Origin of the sequence: Cupriavidus pauculus (genome assembly GCF_008693385.1) — a bacterium.
GTDB lineage: Bacteria > Pseudomonadota > Gammaproteobacteria > Burkholderiales > Burkholderiaceae > Cupriavidus > Cupriavidus pauculus_D.
Map to the genome: position 1 here is coordinate 2,040,027 of NZ_CP044065.1, position 21,623 is coordinate 2,061,649.

The 21,623-nt window shown below is 65.6% G+C and carries 23 protein-coding genes; 9 read left to right on the forward strand and 14 right to left on the reverse strand.

What is annotated here, in order from left to right:
* Positions 1–19 precede the first annotated feature (19 nt).
* Positions 20–1,723 carry a single-stranded-DNA-specific exonuclease RecJ gene (gene recJ, locus FOB72_RS09375; RefSeq protein WP_150372260.1) on the forward strand — a complete coding sequence of 568 codons (1,704 nt, stop codon included), beginning with the start codon at positions 20–22 and terminating at the stop codon, positions 1,721–1,723.
* A 25-nt stretch (positions 1,724–1,748) separates the two neighbouring features.
* On the opposite strand, the gene FOB72_RS09380 is transcribed toward recJ, so the two are convergent.
* Positions 1,749–2,480, reverse strand: coding sequence for a M23 family metallopeptidase (locus FOB72_RS09380; protein WP_150372261.1), 732 nt, complete (start codon positions 2,478–2,480; stop codon positions 1,749–1,751).
* Between the two features lie 109 nt (positions 2,481–2,589).
* Between FOB72_RS09380 and prfB the strand changes: the two genes are divergently transcribed.
* From prfB to FOB72_RS09400, 4 genes are all read left to right on the forward strand, one after another.
* Positions 2,590–3,694 (forward strand): peptide chain release factor 2 gene (gene prfB / locus FOB72_RS09385; RefSeq protein ID WP_150372262.1). Its coding sequence is split into 2 segments (ribosomal slippage): positions 2,590–2,670 and positions 2,672–3,694, totalling 1,104 coding nucleotides; the frame shifts between segments, so codons are not numbered across the junction.
* 100 nt (positions 3,695–3,794) lie between these two features.
* A complete protein-coding gene (locus FOB72_RS09390; RefSeq protein WP_150372263.1) occupies positions 3,795–4,553 on the forward strand; it encodes an SDR family oxidoreductase in 759 nt (252 codons plus the stop codon).
* A gap of 6 nt (positions 4,554–4,559) precedes the next feature.
* Positions 4,560–6,110 carry a lysine--tRNA ligase gene (lysS, locus tag FOB72_RS09395; RefSeq protein WP_150372264.1) on the forward strand — a complete coding sequence of 517 codons (1,551 nt, stop codon included), beginning with the start codon at positions 4,560–4,562 and terminating at the stop codon, positions 6,108–6,110.
* A 221-nt stretch (positions 6,111–6,331) separates the two neighbouring features.
* The gene (locus FOB72_RS09400; RefSeq protein WP_150372265.1) at positions 6,332–7,006 is read left to right on the forward strand and encodes a glycine zipper 2TM domain-containing protein; all 675 of its coding nucleotides are present in this window, start codon (positions 6,332–6,334) and stop codon (positions 7,004–7,006) included.
* Positions 7,007–7,078: 72 nt separating this feature from the next.
* On the opposite strand, the gene iscX is transcribed toward FOB72_RS09400, so the two are convergent.
* The 11 genes from iscX to uvrB all read right to left on the reverse strand — a co-directional run bounded on the left by iscX (position 7,079) and on the right by uvrB (position 15,791).
* Positions 7,079–7,273 (reverse strand): Fe-S cluster assembly protein IscX, encoded by a 195-nt coding sequence (gene iscX / locus FOB72_RS09405; RefSeq protein ID WP_150372266.1) that lies wholly within the window; start codon positions 7,271–7,273, stop codon positions 7,079–7,081.
* A gap of 15 nt (positions 7,274–7,288) precedes the next feature.
* On the reverse strand, positions 7,289–7,627 hold the full coding sequence (gene fdx / locus FOB72_RS09410; RefSeq protein WP_150372267.1) for an ISC system 2Fe-2S type ferredoxin: 339 nt from the start codon (positions 7,625–7,627) through the stop codon (positions 7,289–7,291).
* Between the two features lie 35 nt (positions 7,628–7,662).
* Positions 7,663–9,528 carry a Fe-S protein assembly chaperone HscA gene (hscA, locus tag FOB72_RS09415; RefSeq protein WP_150372268.1) on the reverse strand — a complete coding sequence of 622 codons (1,866 nt, stop codon included), beginning with the start codon at positions 9,526–9,528 and terminating at the stop codon, positions 7,663–7,665.
* 56 nt (positions 9,529–9,584) lie between these two features.
* Positions 9,585–10,118, reverse strand: a complete 534-nt coding sequence (hscB, locus tag FOB72_RS09420; RefSeq protein WP_150372269.1) for a Fe-S protein assembly co-chaperone HscB — start codon at positions 10,116–10,118, stop codon at positions 9,585–9,587.
* Positions 10,119–10,206: 88 nt separating this feature from the next.
* The gene (gene iscA / locus FOB72_RS09425; protein ID WP_109581584.1) at positions 10,207–10,527 is read right to left on the reverse strand and encodes an iron-sulfur cluster assembly protein IscA; all 321 of its coding nucleotides are present in this window, start codon (positions 10,525–10,527) and stop codon (positions 10,207–10,209) included.
* 36 nt (positions 10,528–10,563) lie between these two features.
* A complete protein-coding gene (gene iscU, locus FOB72_RS09430; protein WP_150372270.1) occupies positions 10,564–10,968 on the reverse strand; it encodes a Fe-S cluster assembly scaffold IscU in 405 nt (134 codons plus the stop codon).
* Positions 10,969–11,033: 65 nt separating this feature from the next.
* Entirely contained in the window at positions 11,034–12,257 is a 1,224-nt protein-coding gene (locus tag FOB72_RS09435; RefSeq protein WP_317889540.1) for an IscS subfamily cysteine desulfurase, read from the reverse strand.
* Between the two features lie 78 nt (positions 12,258–12,335).
* Complete coding sequence (gene iscR / locus FOB72_RS09440) at positions 12,336–12,893, reverse strand: Fe-S cluster assembly transcriptional regulator IscR (RefSeq protein ID WP_150372272.1); 558 nt, start codon at positions 12,891–12,893, stop codon at positions 12,336–12,338.
* Between the two features lie 230 nt (positions 12,894–13,123).
* Positions 13,124–13,363, reverse strand: coding sequence for a hypothetical protein (locus tag FOB72_RS09445; protein WP_150372273.1), 240 nt, complete (start codon positions 13,361–13,363; stop codon positions 13,124–13,126).
* A gap of 43 nt (positions 13,364–13,406) precedes the next feature.
* A complete protein-coding gene (locus FOB72_RS09450; RefSeq protein WP_150372274.1) occupies positions 13,407–13,628 on the reverse strand; it encodes a hypothetical protein in 222 nt (73 codons plus the stop codon).
* Between the two features lie 90 nt (positions 13,629–13,718).
* The gene (gene uvrB, locus FOB72_RS09455) at positions 13,719–15,791 is read right to left on the reverse strand and encodes an excinuclease ABC subunit UvrB (RefSeq protein ID WP_150372275.1); all 2,073 of its coding nucleotides are present in this window, start codon (positions 15,789–15,791) and stop codon (positions 13,719–13,721) included.
* Positions 15,792–15,935: 144 nt separating this feature from the next.
* Between uvrB and FOB72_RS09460 the strand changes: the two genes are divergently transcribed.
* Together FOB72_RS09460 and FOB72_RS09465 are read left to right on the forward strand one after the other, a co-directional pair.
* Complete coding sequence (locus FOB72_RS09460) at positions 15,936–17,132, forward strand: amino acid aminotransferase (RefSeq protein WP_150372276.1); 1,197 nt, start codon at positions 15,936–15,938, stop codon at positions 17,130–17,132.
* Positions 17,133–17,399: 267 nt separating this feature from the next.
* On the forward strand, positions 17,400–18,641 hold the full coding sequence (locus tag FOB72_RS09465) for a polyhydroxyalkanoate depolymerase (RefSeq protein ID WP_150372277.1): 1,242 nt from the start codon (positions 17,400–17,402) through the stop codon (positions 18,639–18,641).
* Between the two features lie 36 nt (positions 18,642–18,677).
* Here FOB72_RS09465 and FOB72_RS09470 read toward each other — a convergent pair whose 3' ends face one another.
* Positions 18,678–19,313, reverse strand: coding sequence for a TetR family transcriptional regulator (locus FOB72_RS09470; protein ID WP_150373839.1), 636 nt, complete (start codon positions 19,311–19,313; stop codon positions 18,678–18,680).
* Between the two features lie 191 nt (positions 19,314–19,504).
* Between FOB72_RS09470 and rsxB the strand changes: the two genes are divergently transcribed.
* Complete coding sequence (gene rsxB, locus FOB72_RS09475; RefSeq protein WP_191002235.1) at positions 19,505–20,311, forward strand: electron transport complex subunit RsxB; 807 nt, start codon at positions 19,505–19,507, stop codon at positions 20,309–20,311.
* Between the two features lie 7 nt (positions 20,312–20,318).
* Entirely contained in the window at positions 20,319–20,963 is a 645-nt protein-coding gene (nth, locus tag FOB72_RS09480; protein WP_150372279.1) for an endonuclease III, read from the forward strand.
* A gap of 21 nt (positions 20,964–20,984) precedes the next feature.
* Here nth and FOB72_RS09485 read toward each other — a convergent pair whose 3' ends face one another.
* Positions 20,985–21,572: a malonic semialdehyde reductase gene (locus FOB72_RS09485; RefSeq protein ID WP_150372280.1), complete on the reverse strand. Its 588-nt coding sequence runs from the start codon at positions 21,570–21,572 to the stop codon at positions 20,985–20,987.
* Between the last annotated feature and the right edge of the window lie 51 nt (positions 21,573–21,623).

Here is a 21,623-nt window from a genome sequence, read left to right on the forward strand (position 1 = left end):
GACTCTTTCCCCTCTGCCCATGACCCGGATCGCCATTCGCCAATACTCCGCCCCCAACGCCGACACGCTGGCCGCGTCGGGCCTGCATCCGACACTGGCGCGCATTCTGGCCGCGCGCGGCGTGCTCCACCCGGACGAACTCGCGACCGAGCTCGCCGTGCTGACGCCGCCCACCGCGATGAAGGGCATCGCCCACGCGGCCGAATACCTCGCCGATGCGATCGCCGCGCAAAAATCGCTGCTGATCGTCGCCGACTACGACTGCGATGGCGCCACCGCCTGCGCGGTGGGCGTGCGCGGGCTGCGCATGCTCGGCGCGCGAGTCGATTTCATCGTGCCCAACCGGTTCGAGTACGGCTATGGCCTGACGCCCGAGATCGTCGAACTCGCCGCGCAGCGCAACCCCGACGTGATCGTGACCGTGGACAACGGCATTGCGAGCGTCGATGGCGTGGCCGCCGCCAATGCGCGCGGCATCGACGTCGTCGTGACCGACCACCATCTGCCCGGCGCGGTGCTGCCCGAGGCGGCGGTCATCGTGAATCCGAACCAGCCGGGCTGCGAATTCCCGAGCAAGAACCTCGCGGGCGTGGGCGTGATGTTCTACGTGCTGCTGGCCGTGCGGGCCGAACTGCGCCGCCGCGGCGCGTACGAGACCGCCAAGGCGCCCAATCTGCAGACGCTCCTGGACCTCGTGGCGCTCGGCACCGTGGCCGACGTGGTCAAGCTCGACGCGAACAACCGCATCCTCGTCGCGCAGGGGCTGCGCCAGATGCGCGCGGGCCGCATGCACGCGGGCGTGGCCGCGCTGTTCCGCGCCGCCGCGCGCGATGCCACGCGCGCCAACACGTTCGACCTCGGCTTCGGCCTCGGCCCGCGGCTCAACGCGGCCGGGCGGCTCGCCGACATGTCGCTCGGCATCGAATGCCTGCTCACCGACGATCACGAGCGCGCTTGGAACATCGCGCAGGAACTCGACGGCATGAACCGCGAGCGCCGCGATATCGAGGCCGGCATGCAGCAGGAAGCGCTCAAGATCCTCGAGGCGCCGCTCGATGGCATCGATCCCGCGTCGCGCTTCACGGTCAGCGTGTTCAACGACACGTGGCACCAGGGCGTGATCGGCATCGTCGCGTCGCGGCTCAAGGAGAAATTCCACCGCCCGACCATCACGTTCGCGCCCGGCGACGATCTGCATATCAAGGGCTCGGGCCGCTCGATTCCGGGTTTCCACCTCCGCGACGCGCTGGACCTCGTGTCCAAACGCCATCCGGGGCTGCTGGTGAAGTTCGGCGGCCACGCGATGGCGGCGGGCCTGACGCTACGCGCCGATCAGTTCGACACGTTCATGGCCGCATTCGAGGCCGTGGGCCGCGAATGGCTGACCGACGACCAGCTCGCGCGCGTGGTGGAGACGGACGGCGACATCGACACCGATTGCTTCGATCCGGCCTTCGTGACGCTGCTCGAGGAGCAGGTCTGGGGCCAGGGCTTCCCGCCGCCGACGTTCAGCGGCGAGTTCGACGTGCTGCGCGAAACCATCCTCAAGGGCAAGCACCTGAAGCTCCAGCTGGGCCGCGGCGGCCAGCGCTACGACGCCATCTGGTTCAATCACGCCGAGGCGCTCGGCAGCGCGAGCGCCACCATCGCCTACCGGCTCGACAACAACACGTTCAACGGCGTCACGCGCGTGCAGCTCGTGATCGAGCACGCGCAGGCATAGCGCCCCGCGCCGTCGTGCAGCGCCCTCAGCGCGCGGGCAGGTAGCGCAGCGGGTCCACCGGCTGCGTGCCGCCGCGCACCTCGAAGTGCAGTTCGGCGTCGGTCCCCATGACGCCGATATCCTGCCCGGCCGAGACCTGCGCCCCTTCCTTGATCAGCGGTTTGTCGAGGTTGCCGTACACGGTCAGCCAGTCGTCGTTGTGCTTGACGATCACGAGCATGCCGTAGCCGCGCATCTCGCCGACGTGAATGGCCCAGCCCGACGCGGCCGCGCGCACCTTGCCGCCGGTGGGCACCGCGATGCGGATGCCCTTTTCGCCCGGCGGCGCAAAGCGACCGGTGATGCGGCCGTCGGCCGGCCATTGCAGGCGGATGGTGGTGGTGGGCACCTTGCCCTGCGGTGCCGGCTCGGATCGGGCCGGCGCCGGGTTGTAGGCGGGTCCCGGGGAGGATGCGGCAGCCGCCGCGCCGGCGGGCGGCCGCACGCGGATCAACTGGTCCACCTCGATCTGGTCCGCGCTCGCGAGATTGTTCCAGCGCGTCAGTTCGGCCACCGAGCGCTTGTGGCGGCGCGCGATCGAATACAGCGTATCGCCGCGCTCGACGCGATAGAAGCCGTCCGGCGCGGGGCCGCCGGTGGTGCCGCAGGCCGCCAGCAGCGCGGAAGCGGCCCCGGTGCCAAGCACCAGAAGCGCGCGCCGGCGGGACAATGTGGCAGATTCGGGGGAAGCCAATCGGGGTGATGCAATAACCGTCATGCGTCTGGGTTTCCATACGGGGGTGAGCCCCTATTTTCCCTCAAGTGACGTTCGCAGCGGTCGCCCCGCTATCCGCTATAATTCCCGGTTTTGGAAGCGCAGGAACATCATGGAAGCAGAACGCCTCAACGCCATCTCCGGTGCCATCTCCGATCTCCGTTCGCGAACGGAAGATCTACGGGGGTATCTTTGACTACGATGTCAAGGTAGGACGCCTCGACGAAGTCAATGGTTTGCTGGAAGATCCCGACGTCTGGAACAACCCCAAGAAGGCCCAGGACCTCGGGAAAGAGAAGAAAATGCTCGAGGGCGTCGTTGGCGTGCTCAGCAAGCTCACGGACGACCTGAGCGGCGCGGACGAACTGTTCGAACTCGCGCGCGAGGAAGCTGACGACGAAACGCTCGAGTCGATCGAGACCGACGTCAAGGGCTTCGAAGCGATCGTCGCCGACATGGAATTCCGCCGCATGTTCGCGGGCGAGATGGACCAGGCCAACGCGTTCATCGACATCCAGGCCGGCGCCGGCGGTACCGAAGCGTGCGACTGGGCCTCGATGCTGCTGCGCCAGTACCTCAAGTACTGCGAGCGCAAGGGCTTCAAGGCCGAGGTGCTCGAGGAATCCGAGGGCGACGTGGCCGGCATCAAGAGCGCCACGATCAAGGTCGAAGGCGAATACGCGTTCGGCTACCTGCGGACCGAGACCGGCGTGCACCGCCTGGTGCGCAAGTCGCCGTTCGACTCGTCGGGCGGCCGTCATACGTCGTTCTCGTCGGTGTTCGTGTATCCCGAGGTCGATGATTCGTTCGAGGTCGAGGTGAATCCGGCCGACCTGCGCGTGGACACGTACCGGGCTTCGGGCGCGGGCGGCCAGCACATCAACAAGACCGATTCGGCCGTGCGGATCACGCACATCCCGACCGGCATCGTCGTGCAGTGCCAGAACGACCGTTCGCAGCACCGCAACCGCGCCGAAGCCATGTCGATGCTGAAGTCGCGCCTGTACGAGCATGAAATGCGCAAGCGCCAGGCCGAAGCCGACAAGCTGGAAGCGGGCAAGACCGATGTGGGCTGGGGCCACCAGATCCGTTCCTACGTGCTGGACCAGAGCCGCATCAAGGATCTGCGCACGAACGTCGAAATGTCGAACACGCAGAAGGTACTCGACGGCGACCTCGATCCGTTTATCGAGGCCAGCCTGAAGCAGGGTCTGTAAGCAGCATCCGCATGACCGCCGCGCGCCATCGACGCGCGCGCGGCGGCTCCACAAAAGCAAGACTTACCAACACCGATCGACGAGAAATCCGGGGATTGTCATGAGCGCAGCCAAACACCTTTATATCGTGACCGGCGCCTCGCGCGGGCTGGGCGCGGCCCTCACGCGCGCGCTGCTCGTGCCGGGCAACCGCGTGGTCTGCGTGGCCCGCAGCCGCAACCCGGAGCTCGAGGCCGAGGCCTCGGCCAGCGGCGTGCCGGTGGCCTGGCATCTGCAGGACCTGGCCCAGCCCGGCCCCGCCGCAGGCTGGCTCGGCAGCGTGCTGGACGCGGTGGACGACACCCCGGCGAGCATCACGCTGATCCTCAACGCCGGCGTGGTGGAGCCGATCGGCCCGATCACGAAGCTGCACGAGAACTCGCTGATCCCGCATCTGCTGACCAACCTGGCCGCGCCGATGACGATGACCGCCGCGTTCATCGAACACACCGCGCGCTTCGACTGCCCGCGCAAGATCCTCGCGATCTCGTCGGGCGCCGCGCGCAATCCGGTGCAGGGCTGGAGCGCCTACTGCGCCGGCAAGGCCGCGCTCGACATGTTTATCCGCTCGGTCAACGCCGAGTACCGCGACGTGCCCGCGCCGCGCACCATCCGCGCGGTGGCGCTGGCGCCCGGCGTGGTCGACACCGACATGCAGGCGACCATCCGCGACGCGGAGTTCGCCGACGTGCAGCGCTTCCGCGACCTCAAGGCCAACGACAAGCTGTCGTCGCCCGACGAGACCGCAAAGCGCATCGCGGCCTATCTGTCCCGCCCCGATTTCGGCACGACCGAACTCGACGATATTCGCAATTACTGAACCATCATGACCGAACCCACGCGCGCCAATCCCGCCGCCCCCGCCAACGCCTCCGACACGCCCGCCGTCGACGAGAACAAGATCATCGCGGAGCGGCGCGAGAAACTGCAGGCACTGCGCCAGCAGGGCGTGGCCTTCCCGAACGATTTCCGCCCCACGCACCAGGCCGCCGCGCTGCACGCGCAGTTCGGCGAGACCGATCAGGCCGCGCTCGAAGCCACGCCGGTCGAAGTGGCGATTGCCGGCCGCATGATGCTCAAGCGCGTGATGGGCAAGGCCAGCTTTGCCACCGTGCAGGACGGCAGCGGCCAGATCCAGTTCTACATCACGCGCGACAAGGTCGGCGAGGACGTCTACGCGGCGTTCAAGCACTGGGACCTCGGTGACATCATCAGCGCGCGCGGCGAACTGTTCCGCACCAACAAGGGCGAGCTGTCGGTGCAGGTGCGCGAGCTGCGCCTGCTGTCGAAGGCGCTGCGTCCGCTGCCGGACAAGTTCCACGGCCTGGCCGACCAGGAAACGAAATACCGCCAGCGCTACGTGGACCTGATCGTCTCCCCCGAGACGCGCAACACGTTCCGCGCGCGCACCAACGCCATCTCCTCGCTGCGCCGCCATATGGCCGACGCGGGCTTCATGGAAGTGGAAACGCCGATGCTGCACCCGATTCCGGGCGGCGCCGCGGCCAAGCCGTTCATCACGCACCACAACGCGCTGGACATGCAGATGTTCATGCGCATCGCGCCCGAGCTCTACCTCAAGCGCCTGGTCGTCGGTGGCTTCGAGCGCGTGTTCGAGATCAACCGCAACTTCCGTAACGAAGGGGTGAGCCCGCGCCACAACCCCGAGTTCACGATGATGGAGTTCTACGCGGCCTATACGGATTACCGCTGGCTGATGGACTTCACCGAGAACCTGATCCGCCAGGCCGCGATCGATGCGCGCGGCAGCGCGACGGTGATGTATCAGGGCCGCGAACTCGACCTCGCCAAGCCGTTCCACCGCCTGACCATCACGCAGGCGATCCAGAAATACGCGCCGCAGTACACCGACGCGCAACTGGCCGACGTGGAGTTCCTGCGCGCCGAGCTCAAGAAGTTCGGCGTCAACACCAGCGCGCCGCAGTTCCTGAACGCCAAGGTGGGCACGCTGCAGCTGGTGCTGTTCGAGGAAACGGCCGAAAGCCAGCTGTGGGAGCCGACGTTCATCATCGACTACCCGGTCGAGGTGTCGCCGCTCGCGCGCGCGTCAGATACGGTGCCGGGCATTACCGAGCGTTTCGAGCTGTTCATCACGGGCCGCGAAATCGCCAACGGCTTCTCGGAGCTGAACGACGCCGAGGACCAGGCCGAGCGCTTCCGCGCGCAGGTCGAGCAGAAGGACGCCGGCGACGAGGAAGCGATGTACTTCGACGCCGACTATATCCGCGCGCTCGAGTACGGCATGCCCCCGACGGGCGGCTGCGGCATCGGCATCGACCGCCTGGTCATGCTGCTGACGGACAGCCCCAATATCCGCGACGTCATTCTCTTCCCGCATCTGCGCCGCGAAGAGTAACCCGGCGCTGACCGCGGTGTTTCGGCCCCTCTCCGCCCGGAGAGGGGGTCGGCCCCTGTTACAACCGATCGTCGGACACGCACCGACAACGGAGCCAAGCCCTTGATTTGACGGCGCTTTTCGGCTCACAACTCCTTACAAAATCCAACGGCATTCCGGCTTGCGTTGCGCCAAACTATGTTCATCCATCCGGCATTCCGGATCGCTTTGGAGAACAAGAGATGCAAAGCCCTGTGCCCTCCCCCCGCCGTATCCACCCGCTGATCGCCGCCGCCGCCGTGGCCGTTGTCATTGCGAGCCTGACGGCCGTCGCGGCCGTGACCGGCGTGCTGCCGATCAGCAAGGCCAACCAGGGCCAGGGTGCCGACTCCGACCCCGTCGCCACCGCGCCCGCACCTGCCTCGGCATACACCTCGCAGACGACCGCGCAGACGCCGCCGCCGGGCTCGACGACACGCCCGCCCGCCTACGGTCCGGCCACTTCCACCCAGGCCGCCAACAACGTTCCGCCGCCGCAGCAAGCCGCGCAGCCGGTCGAACAGCAGGCGCCCGCCGCCAAGCCCAGCCATACCGCGGGCCGCGTGGTGGCCGTGACGCCGATCCAGACCGAGAAGCCCACGAGCGGCCTCGGCGCCGTCGGCGGCGCGGTGGTCGGTGGCCTGCTCGGCAACCAGATCGGCCGCGGTAACGGCCGGATTCTCGGCACCGTGGCCGGCGCGGCCGCCGGCGGCTACGCGGGTAACGTCGTCGAGAAGCACGTGAACAAGGACACGCAGTACCGCGTCAGCGTGAAGATGGACGACGGCACGCATCGCACGTTCACCTACGAGCGGGAGCCGGGCGTGCAGGTTGGCCAGCGCGTGCATATGGAGCGCGGCGTACTGGTGACCGGCTGACCGGTTGAACCGGCTCCGCCACGAAAAAAGGCGCGTCGATCGACGCGCCTTTTTTTGGTCCTGCGAGGGAGCTTACTCGGCTTCCTCGATCCACGCCTGCTGGATCGCCTCGAGAATCTTCTCGCCCGAGCGGTCGGGCAGATCGTCGAAGCCATCGAGCTCCATCACCCACTTGTGCAGGTCCGTGAAGCGGATCGTGGCCGGATCGACGTCCGGGAACTTGTCGTACAGCGCCGCGGCGACGTCGTAGGTATCAGTCCATTTCATGAGCGTGCTCCGGCCTCAGTGGCCTTCCTTGGCATGGTTGATCGTGTATTTCGGAATCTCGACGGTCAGGTCCTCGTCCGCGACGATCGCCTGGCACGAGAGCCGCGAATTGGGTTCGAGGCCCCATGCCTTGTCGAGCAGGTCCTCTTCCTTCTCCTCGGCCTCGTTCAGCGAATCGAAACCTTCCCGCACGATGACGTGGCAGGTCGTGCAGGCGCAGGACTTCTCGCACGCGTGCTCGATCTCGATACCGTTGGCCAGCAGCGCGTCGCACACGCTGACGCCCGTCCTGGCTTCGATCACGGTCCCCTCGGGACAGTATTCGACGTGGGGCAAAACAATGATCTGTGGCATGGTCTTCCTGGGTATTTCTGTGTCTGGGGCGCCGGTTAGCCGATTTCCTGGACCTTGCGGCCCGCGAGCGCGCTCTTGATCGACCGGTCCATGCGCCGCGCGGCAAACTCGTCGGTGCCATGCGACAGCGCATCGACGGCCGCCTTGATCGCGCGATGGTCGTCGCCCTTCGCGGTCTCGCGCACGGTGACGATCAGCGCATCGATAGCCGCGCGTTCGGCGTCGTCGAGCAGCGTACCGTCGGACTCCAGCGCGCGCGTGGTCGCTTCCACGAGCCGCTCGGCTTCCACGCGCTCTTCGGCGAGCGCGCGGCTCTTCATGTCATGCTCGGCCTCGCGGAAGCTTTCCTGCAGCATGCGCGCGATATCGTCGTCGGCCAGGCCGTACGAAGGCTTCACGGCAACCGACGCTTCCACGCCCGACAGCATTTCGCGCGCGGACACGGACAGCAGGCCGTCGGCATCGACCTGATACGTCACGCGAATGCGCGCGGCGCCGGCCACCATCGGCGGAATGCCGCGTAACTCGAAGCGCGCGAGCGAACGGCAGTCGCTGGCCAGTTCGCGCTCGCCCTGCAGCACGTGAATGGCCATCGCGGTCTGGCCGTCCTTGAACGTCGTGAACTCCTGCGCGCGCGCGACCGGAATCGTGCTGTTGCGCGGGATGATCTTCTCGACGAGGCCGCCCATCGTCTCCACGCCCAGCGAGAGCGGAATCACGTCGAGCAGCAGCCAGTCCTCGCCCGGCGCGGAATTGCCGGCGAGCAGATTGGCCTGCATGGCCGCGCCCAGCGCGACCACCTTGTCCGGGTCCAGATTGGTCAGCGGCGTCTGGCCGAAATGATCGCCCACGGCCTTGCGGATGGCCGGCATGCGCGTGGCGCCGCCGACGAGCACCACGCCCTTCACGTCTTCCGGGCCCACGCCCGCGTCGCGCAGCGCCTTGCGCACGGGCGCCAGCGTCTTCTGCACGAGGTGCGCGGTGATCTCGATGAACGTGGTCGCGTCCAGCGTCAGATGCACGATCTCGCCACTGGCGAGGACTGCATCGATGACCGTGCTGTCCGCTTCCGACAGCGCTTCCTTGGCCGCGCGCGAACGCACCATCAGCAGGCGCGTGTCCTCGGCGGACAGCGGCTGCAGCCCCGCCTGCTCGACGATCCAGCACAGCAGGCGCTGGTCGAAGTCGTCGCCGCCGAGCGCGGAATCGCCGCCCGTGGACATCACCTCGAACACGCCCTTCGTCAGCTTGAGCACCGAGATATCGAACGTGCCGCCACCGAGGTCGTACACCGCGTAGATCCCTTCGGCCGCGTTGTCGAGGCCATAGGCGATGGCCGCCGCGGTCGGCTCGTTGAGCAGGCGCAGCACGTCGAGGCCGGCGAGTTGCGCGGCATCCTTCGTGGCCTGACGCTGCGCGTCGTCGAAATACGCGGGCACCGTGATCACGGCACCGACGATATCGTCGCCGAGCGAATCCTCGGCGCGCTGGCGCAGCGTCGCCAGGATCTCGGCCGACACTTCCACGGGGCTCTTCACGCCCGCGGCTGTCTTGATCTGCACCATGCCGGGCGCATCGACGAAGTCGTACGGGCTGTGCTCGATATTGGCCACGTCCCGCAGGCCACGGCCCATGAAACGTTTGACCGAGACGATCGTGTTCTTCGGATCGCGCACCGCCTCTTCCTGCGCGCGATAGCCGATATGCGCGGTACGGTCGGGCAGGTAGCGCACGACGGACGGCAGCAGCGGACGGCCGCGCTCGTCGGGCAACACTTCGGGAATGCTGTGGCGGACCGCGGCGACCAGCGAGTTCGTGGTGCCGAGGTCGATCCCGACGGCCAGCCGGCGCTGGTGCGGGGCCGGCGACATGCCGGGTTCGGAAATCTGGAGCAGTGCCATGGTAATTCTTCGCGTTTTATATGGGGGCGGCGCGCGTCGGACTTCGCGGGCGCCGTCTACCCTTCGAGACGATCGATCGCTTCGCTGGTGTCGTGCTCGATCTTCTCGATAAACATCAGTTGGCGCGCGGCCGCACCGGCCGCCGCATCGTCAGCACCATCGAGCAGCGCGCCCAGCGCCGCATGGCGCTCGCGCTTCTCTTGCCGCAGCGCGCGGAGCAGTGCATCGAGGCGTGCCTCGTCACGCGCTTCCGTGGCGTCCTGCAACGCCTCGCGCCATTCCATCTGCTGCATCAGGAAAGCCGGCGCCATCGCCGTGTTGCTTTCGGCCTGGATATCGACACCGCGCAGGGACAGCAGATAGATCGCGCGCTTGAGCGGCTGCCGCAGCGTGCGATACGCCTCGTTCGCGCGCGCGGCCCACTGCATGGCCACACGGCGCTCGGCATCGCCGGCGTTGGCAAAGCGGTCCGGGTGGGCCCGCGACTGGACCGTGCGGTAGGCCGCGTCCAGCGCGGCCTCGTCCACCTCGAACCGGGCCGGCAGCCCGAACAGCGCGAAATAGTCGTCTTGAAACTGCGCGTCTTTCAAATGCTTCCCCAACAAAAAGGAGCGGTCGCCCGCTCCTTTGTCTCCGCTTGCGCGCCCACTGCTCCGGCGCGCATCGCGCGGATACCGATCACACGCGGAACGACTCGCCGCAGCCGCACTCGTCCTTCACGTTCGGGTTGTTGAAGCGGAAACCTTCGTTCAACCCTTCGCGCGCGAAATCGAGTTCGGTGCCGTCGATATACGGCAGGCTCTTCGGATCGACGATCACCTTGATACCGTGCGACTCGAACACCGCGTCTTCCGGCGCGAGTTCATCCACGTACTCGAGCTTGTAAGCCAGGCCCGAGCAGCCCGTGGTCTTCACGCCCAGGCGCAGACCCACGCCCTTGCCCCGGCGTTCCAGATAGCGCGCGACGTGCTTCGCCGCCTTTTCGGTCATCGTGATCATCGTTGCCCTCGTTCAATCTCGCAGCCGCGGCCGCGTTCAGGCGGCTGCCTGCTGCTCGGCACCCGCGTGCTTCTTCTTGTAGTCCTCGACCGCCGCCTTGATGGCGTCCTCGGCCAGGATCGAGCAGTGGATCTTCACCGGCGGCAGCGCCAGTTCCTCGGCGATCTGGGTGTTCTTGATCTCCAGCGCCTGATCGACGGTCTTGCCCTTGACCCATTCGGTCACCAGCGACGACGACGCGATGGCCGAGCCGCAACCGTAGGTCTTGAACTTGGCGTCTTCGATCACGCCGGCTTCGTTCACCTTGATCTGCAGCTTCATCACGTCGCCGCAGGCCGGAGCGCCGACCATGCCGGTGCCCACCGCGTCGTCGTTCTTGTCGAACGAACCGACGTTGCGCGGATTTTCGTAGTGGTCGAGAACCTCTTTGCTGTAAGACATTTGGCTACCTCTTGCTTATCGCTATATGGGGATTGTTCTTGTCGTCGTTCCGGGGGTCTCGGCGCCTAGTGCGCAGCCCACTGAATCGAATTCAGATCGACGCCGTCCTTGAACATCTCCCACAGCGGGGACAGATCGCGGAGCTTGCTGATCTTGCTCTTCAGCAGCTCGACGGTGAAGTCGATTTCCTGCTCGGTGGTGAAACGGCCCACCGTGAAACGAATCGAGCTGTGCGCCAGTTCGTCGTTACGGCCCAGCGCGCGCAGCACGTAGGACGGTTCCAGCGAAGCCGACGTGCAGGCCGAGCCCGACGACACGGCCACGTCCTTGATCGCCATGATCAGGGACTCGCCTTCGACGAAGTTGAAGCTGACGTTCAGGTTATGCGGCACGCGATGTTCGAGCGAACCGTTCAGGTACACCTCTTCCATGCCCGAGAAACCGCGCCACAGGCGATCGCGCAACATGCGGATACGCTCGTTCTCGGTGGCCATTTCCTCGCGCGCCAGGCGGAAGGCTTCGCCCATGCCGACGATCTGGTGGGTGGCCAGCGTGCCGGAGCGCATGCCGCGCTCGTGGCCGCCACCGTGCATCTGCGCTTCGATGCGCACACGCGGCTTGCGGCGGACGTACAGCGCGCCGATGCCCTTCGGGCCGTAGGTCTTGTGGGCCGAGAAGGACATCAGGTCGACCTTGAGCTTGCTCAGGTCGATCGTCACCTTGCCCGTCGCCTGCGCGGCGTCGCAATGGAAGATGATGCCCTTGCCGCGGCAGATCTCGCCAATCTGCTCGATGTCCTGGATCACGCCGATCTCGTTGTTCACGAGCATCACGGACACCAGGATCGTGTCCGGGCGCAGCGCGGCCTTGAACACGTCCATGTCGATCAGACCGTCGTCCTTCACGTCCAGGTACGTCACCTCGAAGCCCTGACGCTCGAGTTCACGCGTGGTGTCCAGCACGGCCTTGTGCTCGGTCTTCACGGTGATGATGTGCTTGCCCTTGCCCGAGTAGAAGTTCGCGGCACCCTTGATGGCCAGATTGTTGGACTCGGTAGCGCCCGAGGTCCAGACGATCTCGCGCGGATCGGCGCCAACCAGCGCGGCCACCTGCTCGCGCGCTTCTTCCACCGCGCGCTCGGCGTCCCAGCCGTAAGCGTGGCTGCGCGACGCCGGATTGCCGAACTGCTCGCGCAGGTACGGAATCATCTTGTCCGCCACGCGCGGGTCTACCGGCGTGGTCGCCGAGTAATCCATGTAGATGGGGAAATGTGGGGTGCTCATCGTTATGACTGCCTTATAGGGACTGCTAATCGATCGCGCTTATCGATAGTTTATAACAACTTCTGACGCAGCGTTGGTTACCGCTCAGGACTGCGCCAGACTGAAGACCGAGTTCACGACCCGCGCCCGGGCCGGCTTTTCCTGCTTGTCCACCTTGCCGCGCGGCGCGGCCACGGCCTGCTGGGCCGTCGCCTCCTCGCGCATGTCGTGCAGCACCGCGGGCTGCTTGGCCCGCTGCTGGTCCACGAGATCCTTGAGGGAGACGGAATCGAGGTACTCCACCATCTTCTGGTTCAGCGTCGCCCACAGTTCGTGGGTCATGCAGCGTCCGGTACCCTCGTCGCCATGGCAGTTGCCCTTGCCGCCGCACTGGGTGGCGTCGAGCGGCTCATCGACGGCGATGATGATGTCCGCCACGGTCACGGCCTCGGCCTTGCGGGCGAGACTGTAGCCACCGCCCGGGCCGCGTACGCTTTCCACGATTTCGTGGCGGCGCAGCTTGCCGAACAGTTGCTCGAGGTAGGACAGGGAGATTTTCTGGCGCTGGCTGATGCCGGCTAGCGTGACGGGACCCTGGTCCTGGCGCATGGCCAGGTCGATCATGGCGGTCACCGCGAAACGGCCTTTTGTCGTGAGTCTCATGATGCTCAGGGTTGGGAATACTTGAACAATTCGCTCAAGTATAAATTTTCCCGACTAATTTAGTCAAGTAACCCTACCGCGGTGCATCATATTGACGGGGGCGGCACATGGTTCCCGCAAATGTGCTAAGGAGGCGCCACCGCACGGCCGACGGCATTTTACCCGCGTACGCAAACGGCTGCAGGCGGGCGCTCCGACCGAGGGCCCGCCCATCGCGACACTGGCTGCCGCTACATCCGTTCGTAGATCTGCTTTCCCCGTGCGAAGCCAGCGGCCTCCGCGTCTTCCGGCGTTTTGAAGTGATCGCTGATCGACGACGACTCGGTCAGCGTGCTCGCGGCCCGGATGTTGGTCCCGGCGCGACAGACGCGCACCGTGAACTCCCATTCGTTCTGCGACCGGGGCTTCACCAGCACCTGTACTTCGTGCGTTTCGAAAACCCTCTTCTTCCATTCACTGCGATAGGCCATGACGTTGTCTCCTGTCTGGCCGGCGGTCCCTTGGCCCGGGATCTCAGTTCACCTCGCCGGCGTCGATCGTCTGCATCGCGGACGCTTCGCCCAGGGCGAGCGCAGCTTCCGGCGTCGGCGCGGAGCCTGCCTCGGTCTCGAAGGTCGGACCGGCGGGCTCGCCAAACGCATCGGCAATCTGCACCATCCCGGCGTAGCCGCCGCTGGCATGCGGGATTGCCCGTACCACTACCGAATAACCACCATATTCGAACTCCGTCATCATGGCGCGCTCCTGGTTCGCAATCGGGCTCCGCCCTCCACTATAGGAGCCCCGGCGCACTTGCGTACGCCACGCGCAGCGCGAACGCGCGACTTACAGATGATCGCCGCTCGCACCGAAGACCTGCGCGCGGAGCTTGGCCAGCTGGTCGCGCACCTGCGCGGCCTTTTCGAATTCAAGATTCTTCGCATGGTCGAGCATCTGCTTTTCCAGCTTCTTGATTTCCTTGGCCACCTGCTTCTCGCTCATGTCCTCGTACTTCGCGCGCTCGGCGGCCGCCGACAGCTCGGCCTTGACCTCGTCGGGGTTGTAGACGCCGTCGATGATGTCCTTGATGCGCTTGACCACGCCACGCGGTGTAATGCCGTTCGCCTCGTTGAACGCGATCTGCTTGACGCGGCGGCGCTCGGTCTCGTCGATCGCGCGCCGCATCGAGTCGGTCATGCGGTCCGCATAGAGAATGGCCGTGCCATTGACGTTACGGGCCGCGCGGCCGATGGTCTGGATCAGCGAGCGCTCGGCGCGCAGAAAGCCTTCCTTGTCCGCATCGAGAATCGCGACCAGCGACACCTCGGGAATGTCGAGGCCCTCGCGCAGCAGGTTGATGCCGACGAGCACGTCGAACGTGCCGAGGCGCAGGTCGCGGATGATCTCCACGCGCTCCACGGTGTCGATGTCCGAATGCAGGTAGCGCACCTTGACGCCGTTCTCCGACAGGAACTCGGTGAGCTGCTCGGCCATGCGCTTGGTCAGCGTGGTCACGAGCACGCGCTCGCCCGCTTCCACGCGGATATGGATCTCCGACAGCAGGTCGTCCACCTGCGTGCCCGCGGGCCGCACGTGGATGATCGGATCGACGAGGCCCGTGGGACGCACCACCTGCTCCACCACCTGGTCCGCGTGTTCGTTCTCGAACTGCGCGGGCGTGGCGGAGACGAACGTCACCTGCCGCATCTTTCGCTCGAACTCGTCGAACTTGAGCGGCCGGTTGTCGAGCGCGGACGGCAGGCGGAAGCCGAATTCGACGAGCGTAGTCTTGCGCGCGCGGTCGCCGTTGTACATGCCGTTGAGCTGGCCGATGAGCACGTGCGATTCGTCGAGGAACATCAGCGCGTCGGGCGGCAGATAGTCGACGAGCGTCGGCGGCGGCTCGCCCGGCGCGGCACCCGACAGATGGCGCGAATAGTTCTCGATGCCCTTGCAGAAGCCGAGCTCGGCGAGCATCTCGAGGTCGAAGCGCGTGCGCTGCTCGAGGCGCTGCGCCTCCACGAGGCGGTTCTCCTTGTAGAAGAAGTCCAGCCGCTCGCGCAGCTCCACCTTGATGTCCTCGATCGCGCGCAGCACGGTATCGCGCGGCGTCACGTAATGGCTCGACGGATAGACCGTGAAGCGCGGCACCTTCTGACGCACGCGGCCCGTGAGCGGATCGAAGAACTGGAGGGTCTCCACTTCGTCGTCGAACAGTTCCACGCGCACGGCCATCTCGGCGTGCTCGGCCGGGAAGATATCGAGCGTGTCGCCGCGCACGCGGAACGTGCCGCGCTGGAAGTCGGTTTCGTTGCGCGTGTACTGCATCGCGATCAGGCGCGTGATGATGTCGCGCTGGCTCAGCTTGTCGCCGGCGCGCAGCGTGAGAATCATCTTGTGGTATTCGCTCGGATTGCCGATACCGTAGATCGCCGACACCGTCGCCACGATGATCGTGTCGCGCCGCTCGAGCAGGCTCTTGGTCGCCGAGAGCCGCATCTGCTCGATATGCTCGTTGATCGACGAGTCCTTCTCGATAAAGAGGTCGCGCTGCGGAACGTAGGCCTCGGGCTGGTAGTAGTCGTAGTAGCTGACGAAGTACTCGACCGCATTGCGCGGGAAGAACTCGCGAAACTCCGAATACAGCTGGGCCGCGAGCGTCTTGTTGGGCGCGAACACGATGGCCGGCCGGCCCACGCGGGCGATCACGTTGGCCATCGTGTAGGTCTTGCCCGAACCCGTGACGCCGAGCAGCGTCTGGAAGGACAGACCGTCCCCCACGCCCTCCGTCAGCTGGCGGATCGCCTCGGGCTGGTCGCCTGCGGGCGGATACGGCTGGTACAGCTGGAACGGGGAACCCGGGAACGAGATGAACTTGCTTTCGTCCAGGGCCGGGGCGGCTTCGGCGAGATTCGACATAGGGTAGGGAAAAACCTCAGGAAAACGGGCGAATACGCTAGAATCTTGGGCTTGTGCGGTACGCTTCAAGGCGTGCTGCAGCCAGCGCAGTCCGAAGCATTCTACGCCCTCCGTTTTGTTACACAGCTGACCACGAGATCTCAAATGAGTTTGTTTTCTGCCGTCGAGATGGCCCCGCGCGACCCGATCCTGGGCCTCAATGAAGCCTTCAACGCCGATACGCGTCCCACCAAGGTGAATCTGGGCGTTGGCGTGTACTTCACCGACGAAGGGAAAATTCCGCTGCTGCGCGCCGTGCAGGAAGCCGAGAAGGCACGCCTGACCACTGCCACCCCGCGCGGTTACCTGCCGATCGAAGGTATCGCCGCCTACGACCAGGCCGTCCAGACGCTGCTGTTCGGCAAGGAATCGCCGCTGATCACCGAAGGCCGCGTTGTGACGGCTCAGGCACTCGGTGGCACCGGTGCCCTGAAGATCGGCGCCGACTTCCTGAAGCGCCTGTACCCCGATGCCAAGGTTGCCATCAGCGACCCGAGCTGGGAGAACCACCGCGCGCTGTTCGAAGCGGCCGGCTTCCCCGTGGTCAACTACACGTACTACGACGCGCCGAGCCACGGCCTGAACTTCGCCGGCATGGTGGAATCGCTGAAGTCGTTCCCGGCCAACACGATCGTCGTGCTGCACGCATGCTGCCACAACCCGACCGGCGTGGACCTGTCGGACGACCAGTGGAAGCAGGTGGTGGAACTCGTGAAGTCGCGCAACCTGATCCCGTTCCTCGACATGGCCTACCAGGGCTTTGCCGAGGGCATCGACGCCGACGGCGCCGCCGTGCGCCTGTTCGCCGAGTCGGGCCTGCCGTTCTTCGTCTCGAGCTCGTTCTCGAAGAGCTTCTCGCTGTACGGCGAGCGCGTGGGTGCCCTGTCGATCGTGACGACCGGCAAGGACGAAGCGCAACGCGTGCTGTCGCAGATCAAGCGCGTGATCCGCACGAACTACTCGAACCCGCCGACGCACGGCGGCACGGTGGTGGCCACGGTGCTGAACAGCCCGGAACTGCGCGCCATGTGGGAAACTGAACTGGCCGAGATGCGCGACCGCATCAAGCTGATGCGCAACGCGCTCGTGGACAAGCTGGCCGCCAAGGGCGTGCCGGGCGACTTCTCGTTCGTGAAGGCCCAGCGCGGCATGTTCTCGTACTCGGGCCTGTCGTCGGCCCAGGTGGATCGCCTGCGCAACGAGCACGGCATCTACGCCGTCGGCACGGGCCGCATCTGCGTGGCCGCGCTGAACAGCCGGAACATCGACGCCGTGGTCAACGCCATCGCCGCCGTTTATTGAAACAGGAAGCTCGATAGCCAAACCGCTGCCGAGGTAGCCTGAAAGGCGACCGGAGGATCACCTCCGGTCGCCTTTTTATGTCCGTCAGACATTCTCATGCGGAATTAAGGCGTTTGTCTTATTGTGCTTTCCTCATGGCGATGTAACTTCCAGTTATATGCTGCAAAGCACGATCGATGGATTGCGGGCATAATCGTTGGCGCCTCCATCGCCACAACGAGGGGCCAACAATACGGCACCACAGGCACCAAGGTATAGGTATCCGGCATGCTTTATCAATTGCACGAGTTCCAGCGCTCGCTTCTGAACCCGCTGACAGCGTGGGCGCAGGCAACGGCGAAGACGTTCACGAACCCCCTCAGCCCCCTTTCGCTCGTTCCGGGCGCGCCGCGCCTGGCAGCCGGTTACGAGTTGCTGTACCGGCTTGGCAAGGAATACGAGAAGCCAGCCTTCGACATCAAGTCGGTTCGTTCCAACGGGCGCGACATCCCGATCGTCGAGCAGACGGTGCTGGAAAAGCCTTTCTGCAAGCTCGTGCGCTTCAAGCGTTATGCGGATGATCCCGACACCATCAAGCTGCTCAAGGACGAGCCGACGGTGCTGGTTTGCGCGCCGCTCTCGGGCCACCATTCGACGCTGCTGCGCGATACCGTGCGCACCCTGCTCCAGGACCACAAGGTCTATGTGACGGACTGGGTCGATGCGCGCATGGTGCCGATCGACGAAGGCGACTTCCATCTGGCGGACTATATCCGCTACATCCAGGAATTCATCCGCCATATCGGCGCCGACCAGCTGCACGTGGTGTCCGTGTGCCAGCCGACGGTGCCAGTGCTGGCCGCGATCTCGCTGATGGCCTCGGCCGGCGAGAAGACGCCGCGCACGATGACGATGATGGGCGGCCCGATCGACGCGCGAAAGAGCCCCACCGCGGTCAACTCGCTCGCGACGAACAAGTCGTACGAATGGTTCGAGAACAACGTCATCTACACGGTGCCGGCGAACTATCCGGGTCACGGCCGCAAGGTCTATCCGGGCTTCCTGCAGCATGCGGGCTTCGTCGCGATGAACCCGGACCGCCATCTGTCGTCGCACTACGACTACTACCTGAGCCTCGTCGAGGGCGATGCGGACGATGCCGAGTCGCACGTGCGCTTCTACGACGAGTACAACGCGGTGCTCGACATGGCCGCCGAGTACTACCTCGACACGATTCGCGAGGTGTTCCAGGAGTTTCGCCTCGCCAACGGCACGTGGGAGATCGAGGGCGAGCCCGTGCGGCCGCAGGACATCAAGGGCACCGCGCTGCTGACGATCGAGGGCGAGCTCGACGATATCTCGGGCATGGGCCAGACGGCCGCCGCGCATGACCTGTGCGCGGGTATTCCGAAGACGCGCAAGCAACATCTGATCGCGCCCAAGTGCGGGCATTACGGGATCTTCTCGGGCCGGCGCTGGCGCGAGAACATCTACCCGGAACTGCGCGACTTCATTCGCAAGTATCGCTAAGAAAGACGCCCGCTTCCGCGGGCGTTTTTTTGCGCCTTATTGCCGCGTCAGGTAGCTGAGCAACATATCCGTGTGGAGGGCGGCGAATCGCTCGTGCTCCTCCTGCGATGCGACATCGCGCCCGATCACGGCGCTGATCGTGTAGCGGTTCGACAGCACGTAATAGCCCAGCGCGGAAATGGTCAGGTAGAACTGCGGCACGTCGACGTTCTCGCGGAACACGCCCTGCTTCTGCCCGCGGCGGATGATGTCGGCCAGCACGTTGACCACGGGGTTCACGAGCTGATGCAGCTGCGCGGACTTCTTGAGGTGCTTGGCCTCGTGCAGGTTCTCGCTGTTCACGAGCCGGATGAATTCCGGATGCTGGTAATACCAGTCCCATACGAAACGGGCCAGCGTGCGCACGGCCGCGACGGGATCTTCGTCGACGATATGCAGACGCTCCTCGTCGGCGCGGAATTCGGCGTACTGCTTCTCCAGTACGGCAAGGAACAGCCCCTCCTTGCTGCCGTAGTAGTAGTACAGCATGCGCTCGTTGGTTTCGGCGCGGCGCGCGATCTGGTCGACGCGGGCGCCGGCGAGACCGCCCTTGGCGAATTCCTCGGTGGCGGCGGCAAGGATGCGGCGCCGCGTTCCTTCGGGATCCCGCTTGGTTCTAGGCTCGTTGGTGATGCGTTCCGGGTCGGTCATAGCGGCGGATTATGGCATATCGCTTGGTCAGGTTCCCCGCCGGGGGACCTTCGTATGATCGTCCGCATGTTCGCCGATTCTGGGTCAGGACGAAATCGGGGATAATCCTTGCCGCGCACGGCCCACAGAGGCCGTCTCACCCGATTGCCCTTCAGAAGCCAGCCTTGCCCGTCGTGAACCCACCCGCTGCCTCCCTCGCTGCCTCCCTTGCCGATCGGCTCGAAGCGCTATTGCCGCAAACCCAATGCACGAAGTGCGGGTTCGATGGCTGCCGCCCGTATGCGGAGGCCATGGCGACGGGCGAAGCGCTCGCGAACCGGTGTCCGCCCGGCGGCGCCGAAGGCATCGTGCGGCTGTCGGCGGCGCTGGGCGCCGCGCCGCTGCCGCTCGACGCGACGCGCGGTGTCGAGCAGCCGCGCGCGGTCGCGCGCATCGACGAAAGCCTGTGCATCGGCTGCACGCTCTGCATCCAGGCCTGTCCCGTCGATGCAATCGTCGGCGCGGCCAAGCAGATGCATACGGTGCTGCCGGACTGGTGCACGGGCTGCGATCTGTGCGTGGCGCCCTGCCCCGTCGATTGCATCGACATGGTGCCCGTAACGGGCGAGCGTACGGGCTGGGCCGCATGGTCGCAGGCGCAGGCCGATCTTGCCCACGCGCGCTACGACGCGCGCAAGGTGCGGCTCGTGCGCGAGCGCGAGGAAAACGACGCGCGGCTGGCGGCCAAGGCGGCCGCAAAGCTCGAAGCGCTGCGCGCGGAACCGACGCAGAGCGACGAGGAACGCGCCGCGCAGGCGCGCAAGCAGGCCATCATCCAGGCCGCGATCGAGCGCGCGCGGCAGAAGCAGGCGGCGGCTGGCACACGCCCGCGCAATACGGAAGATGTCTCGCCCGCGGTGCAGGCCCAGATCGATGCGGCCGAGGCGCGCCGCGCGCGGGCCGGATTGACACCGGACCCGAAGAAAAACGACAAGCCTTGATGCCCGCATGAACGCCAAGAAGATTCACGCCATTTTCGAGACGCTGCGCGAGATCAACCCGGCGCCCGTCACCGAGCTCGAGTACAGCTCGCCGTTCGAGTTGCTGATTGCGGTGCTGCTATCCGCGCAGGCGACCGACGTGGGCGTCAACAAGGCGACGCGCAAGCTGTTTCCGGTCGCGCATTCGCCGCAGCAGATGCTCGCGCTCGGCGAGGCCGGACTGATCGACTACATCAAGACGATCGGCCTCTACAAGACCAAGGCGAAACACGTGATCGAGACCTGCCGGATTCTGGTCGAACGGCATGGCGGGAAGGTGCCGCCCGATCGCGAGGCGCTGGAGGCGCTGCCGGGGGTGGGACGCAAGACGGCCAACGTGGTACTGAACACGGCGTTCGGCCAGCCGACGATCGCGGTCGATACGCATATCTTCCGCGTGTCCAATCGCACCGGCATTGCGCCGGGCAAGAACGTCGATGCCGTCGAGCAGAAGCTGCTCAAGGTGGTGCCCGCCGAGTTCCTGCATGACGCGCACCACTGGCTGATTCTGCATGGACGTTATGTCTGCAAGGCGCGCAAGCCGGAGTGCTGGCATTGCGCGATCGAGCCGCTTTGCGAGTTTCGGGAAAAGACGGAAGCGCCCAGGGCCTGAGCGCTTTGCCCCCGAAGCCGCTCAAACGATGCGGCAGGCTTCCTCGAACGACAGGCGCGGCAGGCGCGGATGCAGCTTGTCGCCCACGCCGTACCCCAGGTTCACCAGGAAGTTGACCGACCAGTTGCCTTCGGGGAAGAACGCGGCGTTGACCCTGGCTGCATCGAAGCCGGCCATCGGGCCGCAATCGAGGCCGAGCGCGCGCGCGGCGAGGATAAAGTAGCCGCCCTGCAGCGAGCTGTTCATCAGCCCGTCGCGCGCGATCTTCTCGGGCGAGCCCGCGTACCACGAGCGCGCGTCGGCATGCGGGAACAGCTTCGGCAACTGATCGTGGAAGTTGTTGTCGAACGCGATGATCGCGGTCACGGGCGCGGTGCGCGTTTTCTCGGCATTGCCGGCCGACACACACTCCACGAGGCGGGCCTTCTCCGCAGCCGACTTCACGAAGACGATGCGAGCGGGCGTGCTGTTGGCGGCGGTCGGGCCGAACTTCATCGCTTCGTAGATCTGGCGCAGCACGGCGTCGTCGACGCCCTTGTCCTGCCAGACGTTATGGGTACGCGCTTCGGTGAACAGCTTGGCCATCACGGCCGGATCGATCGTTGTCATGTTGTAGCGGCTCTGTTTATGGGCAAAAGACCGTGCGATTTTACCGGCACG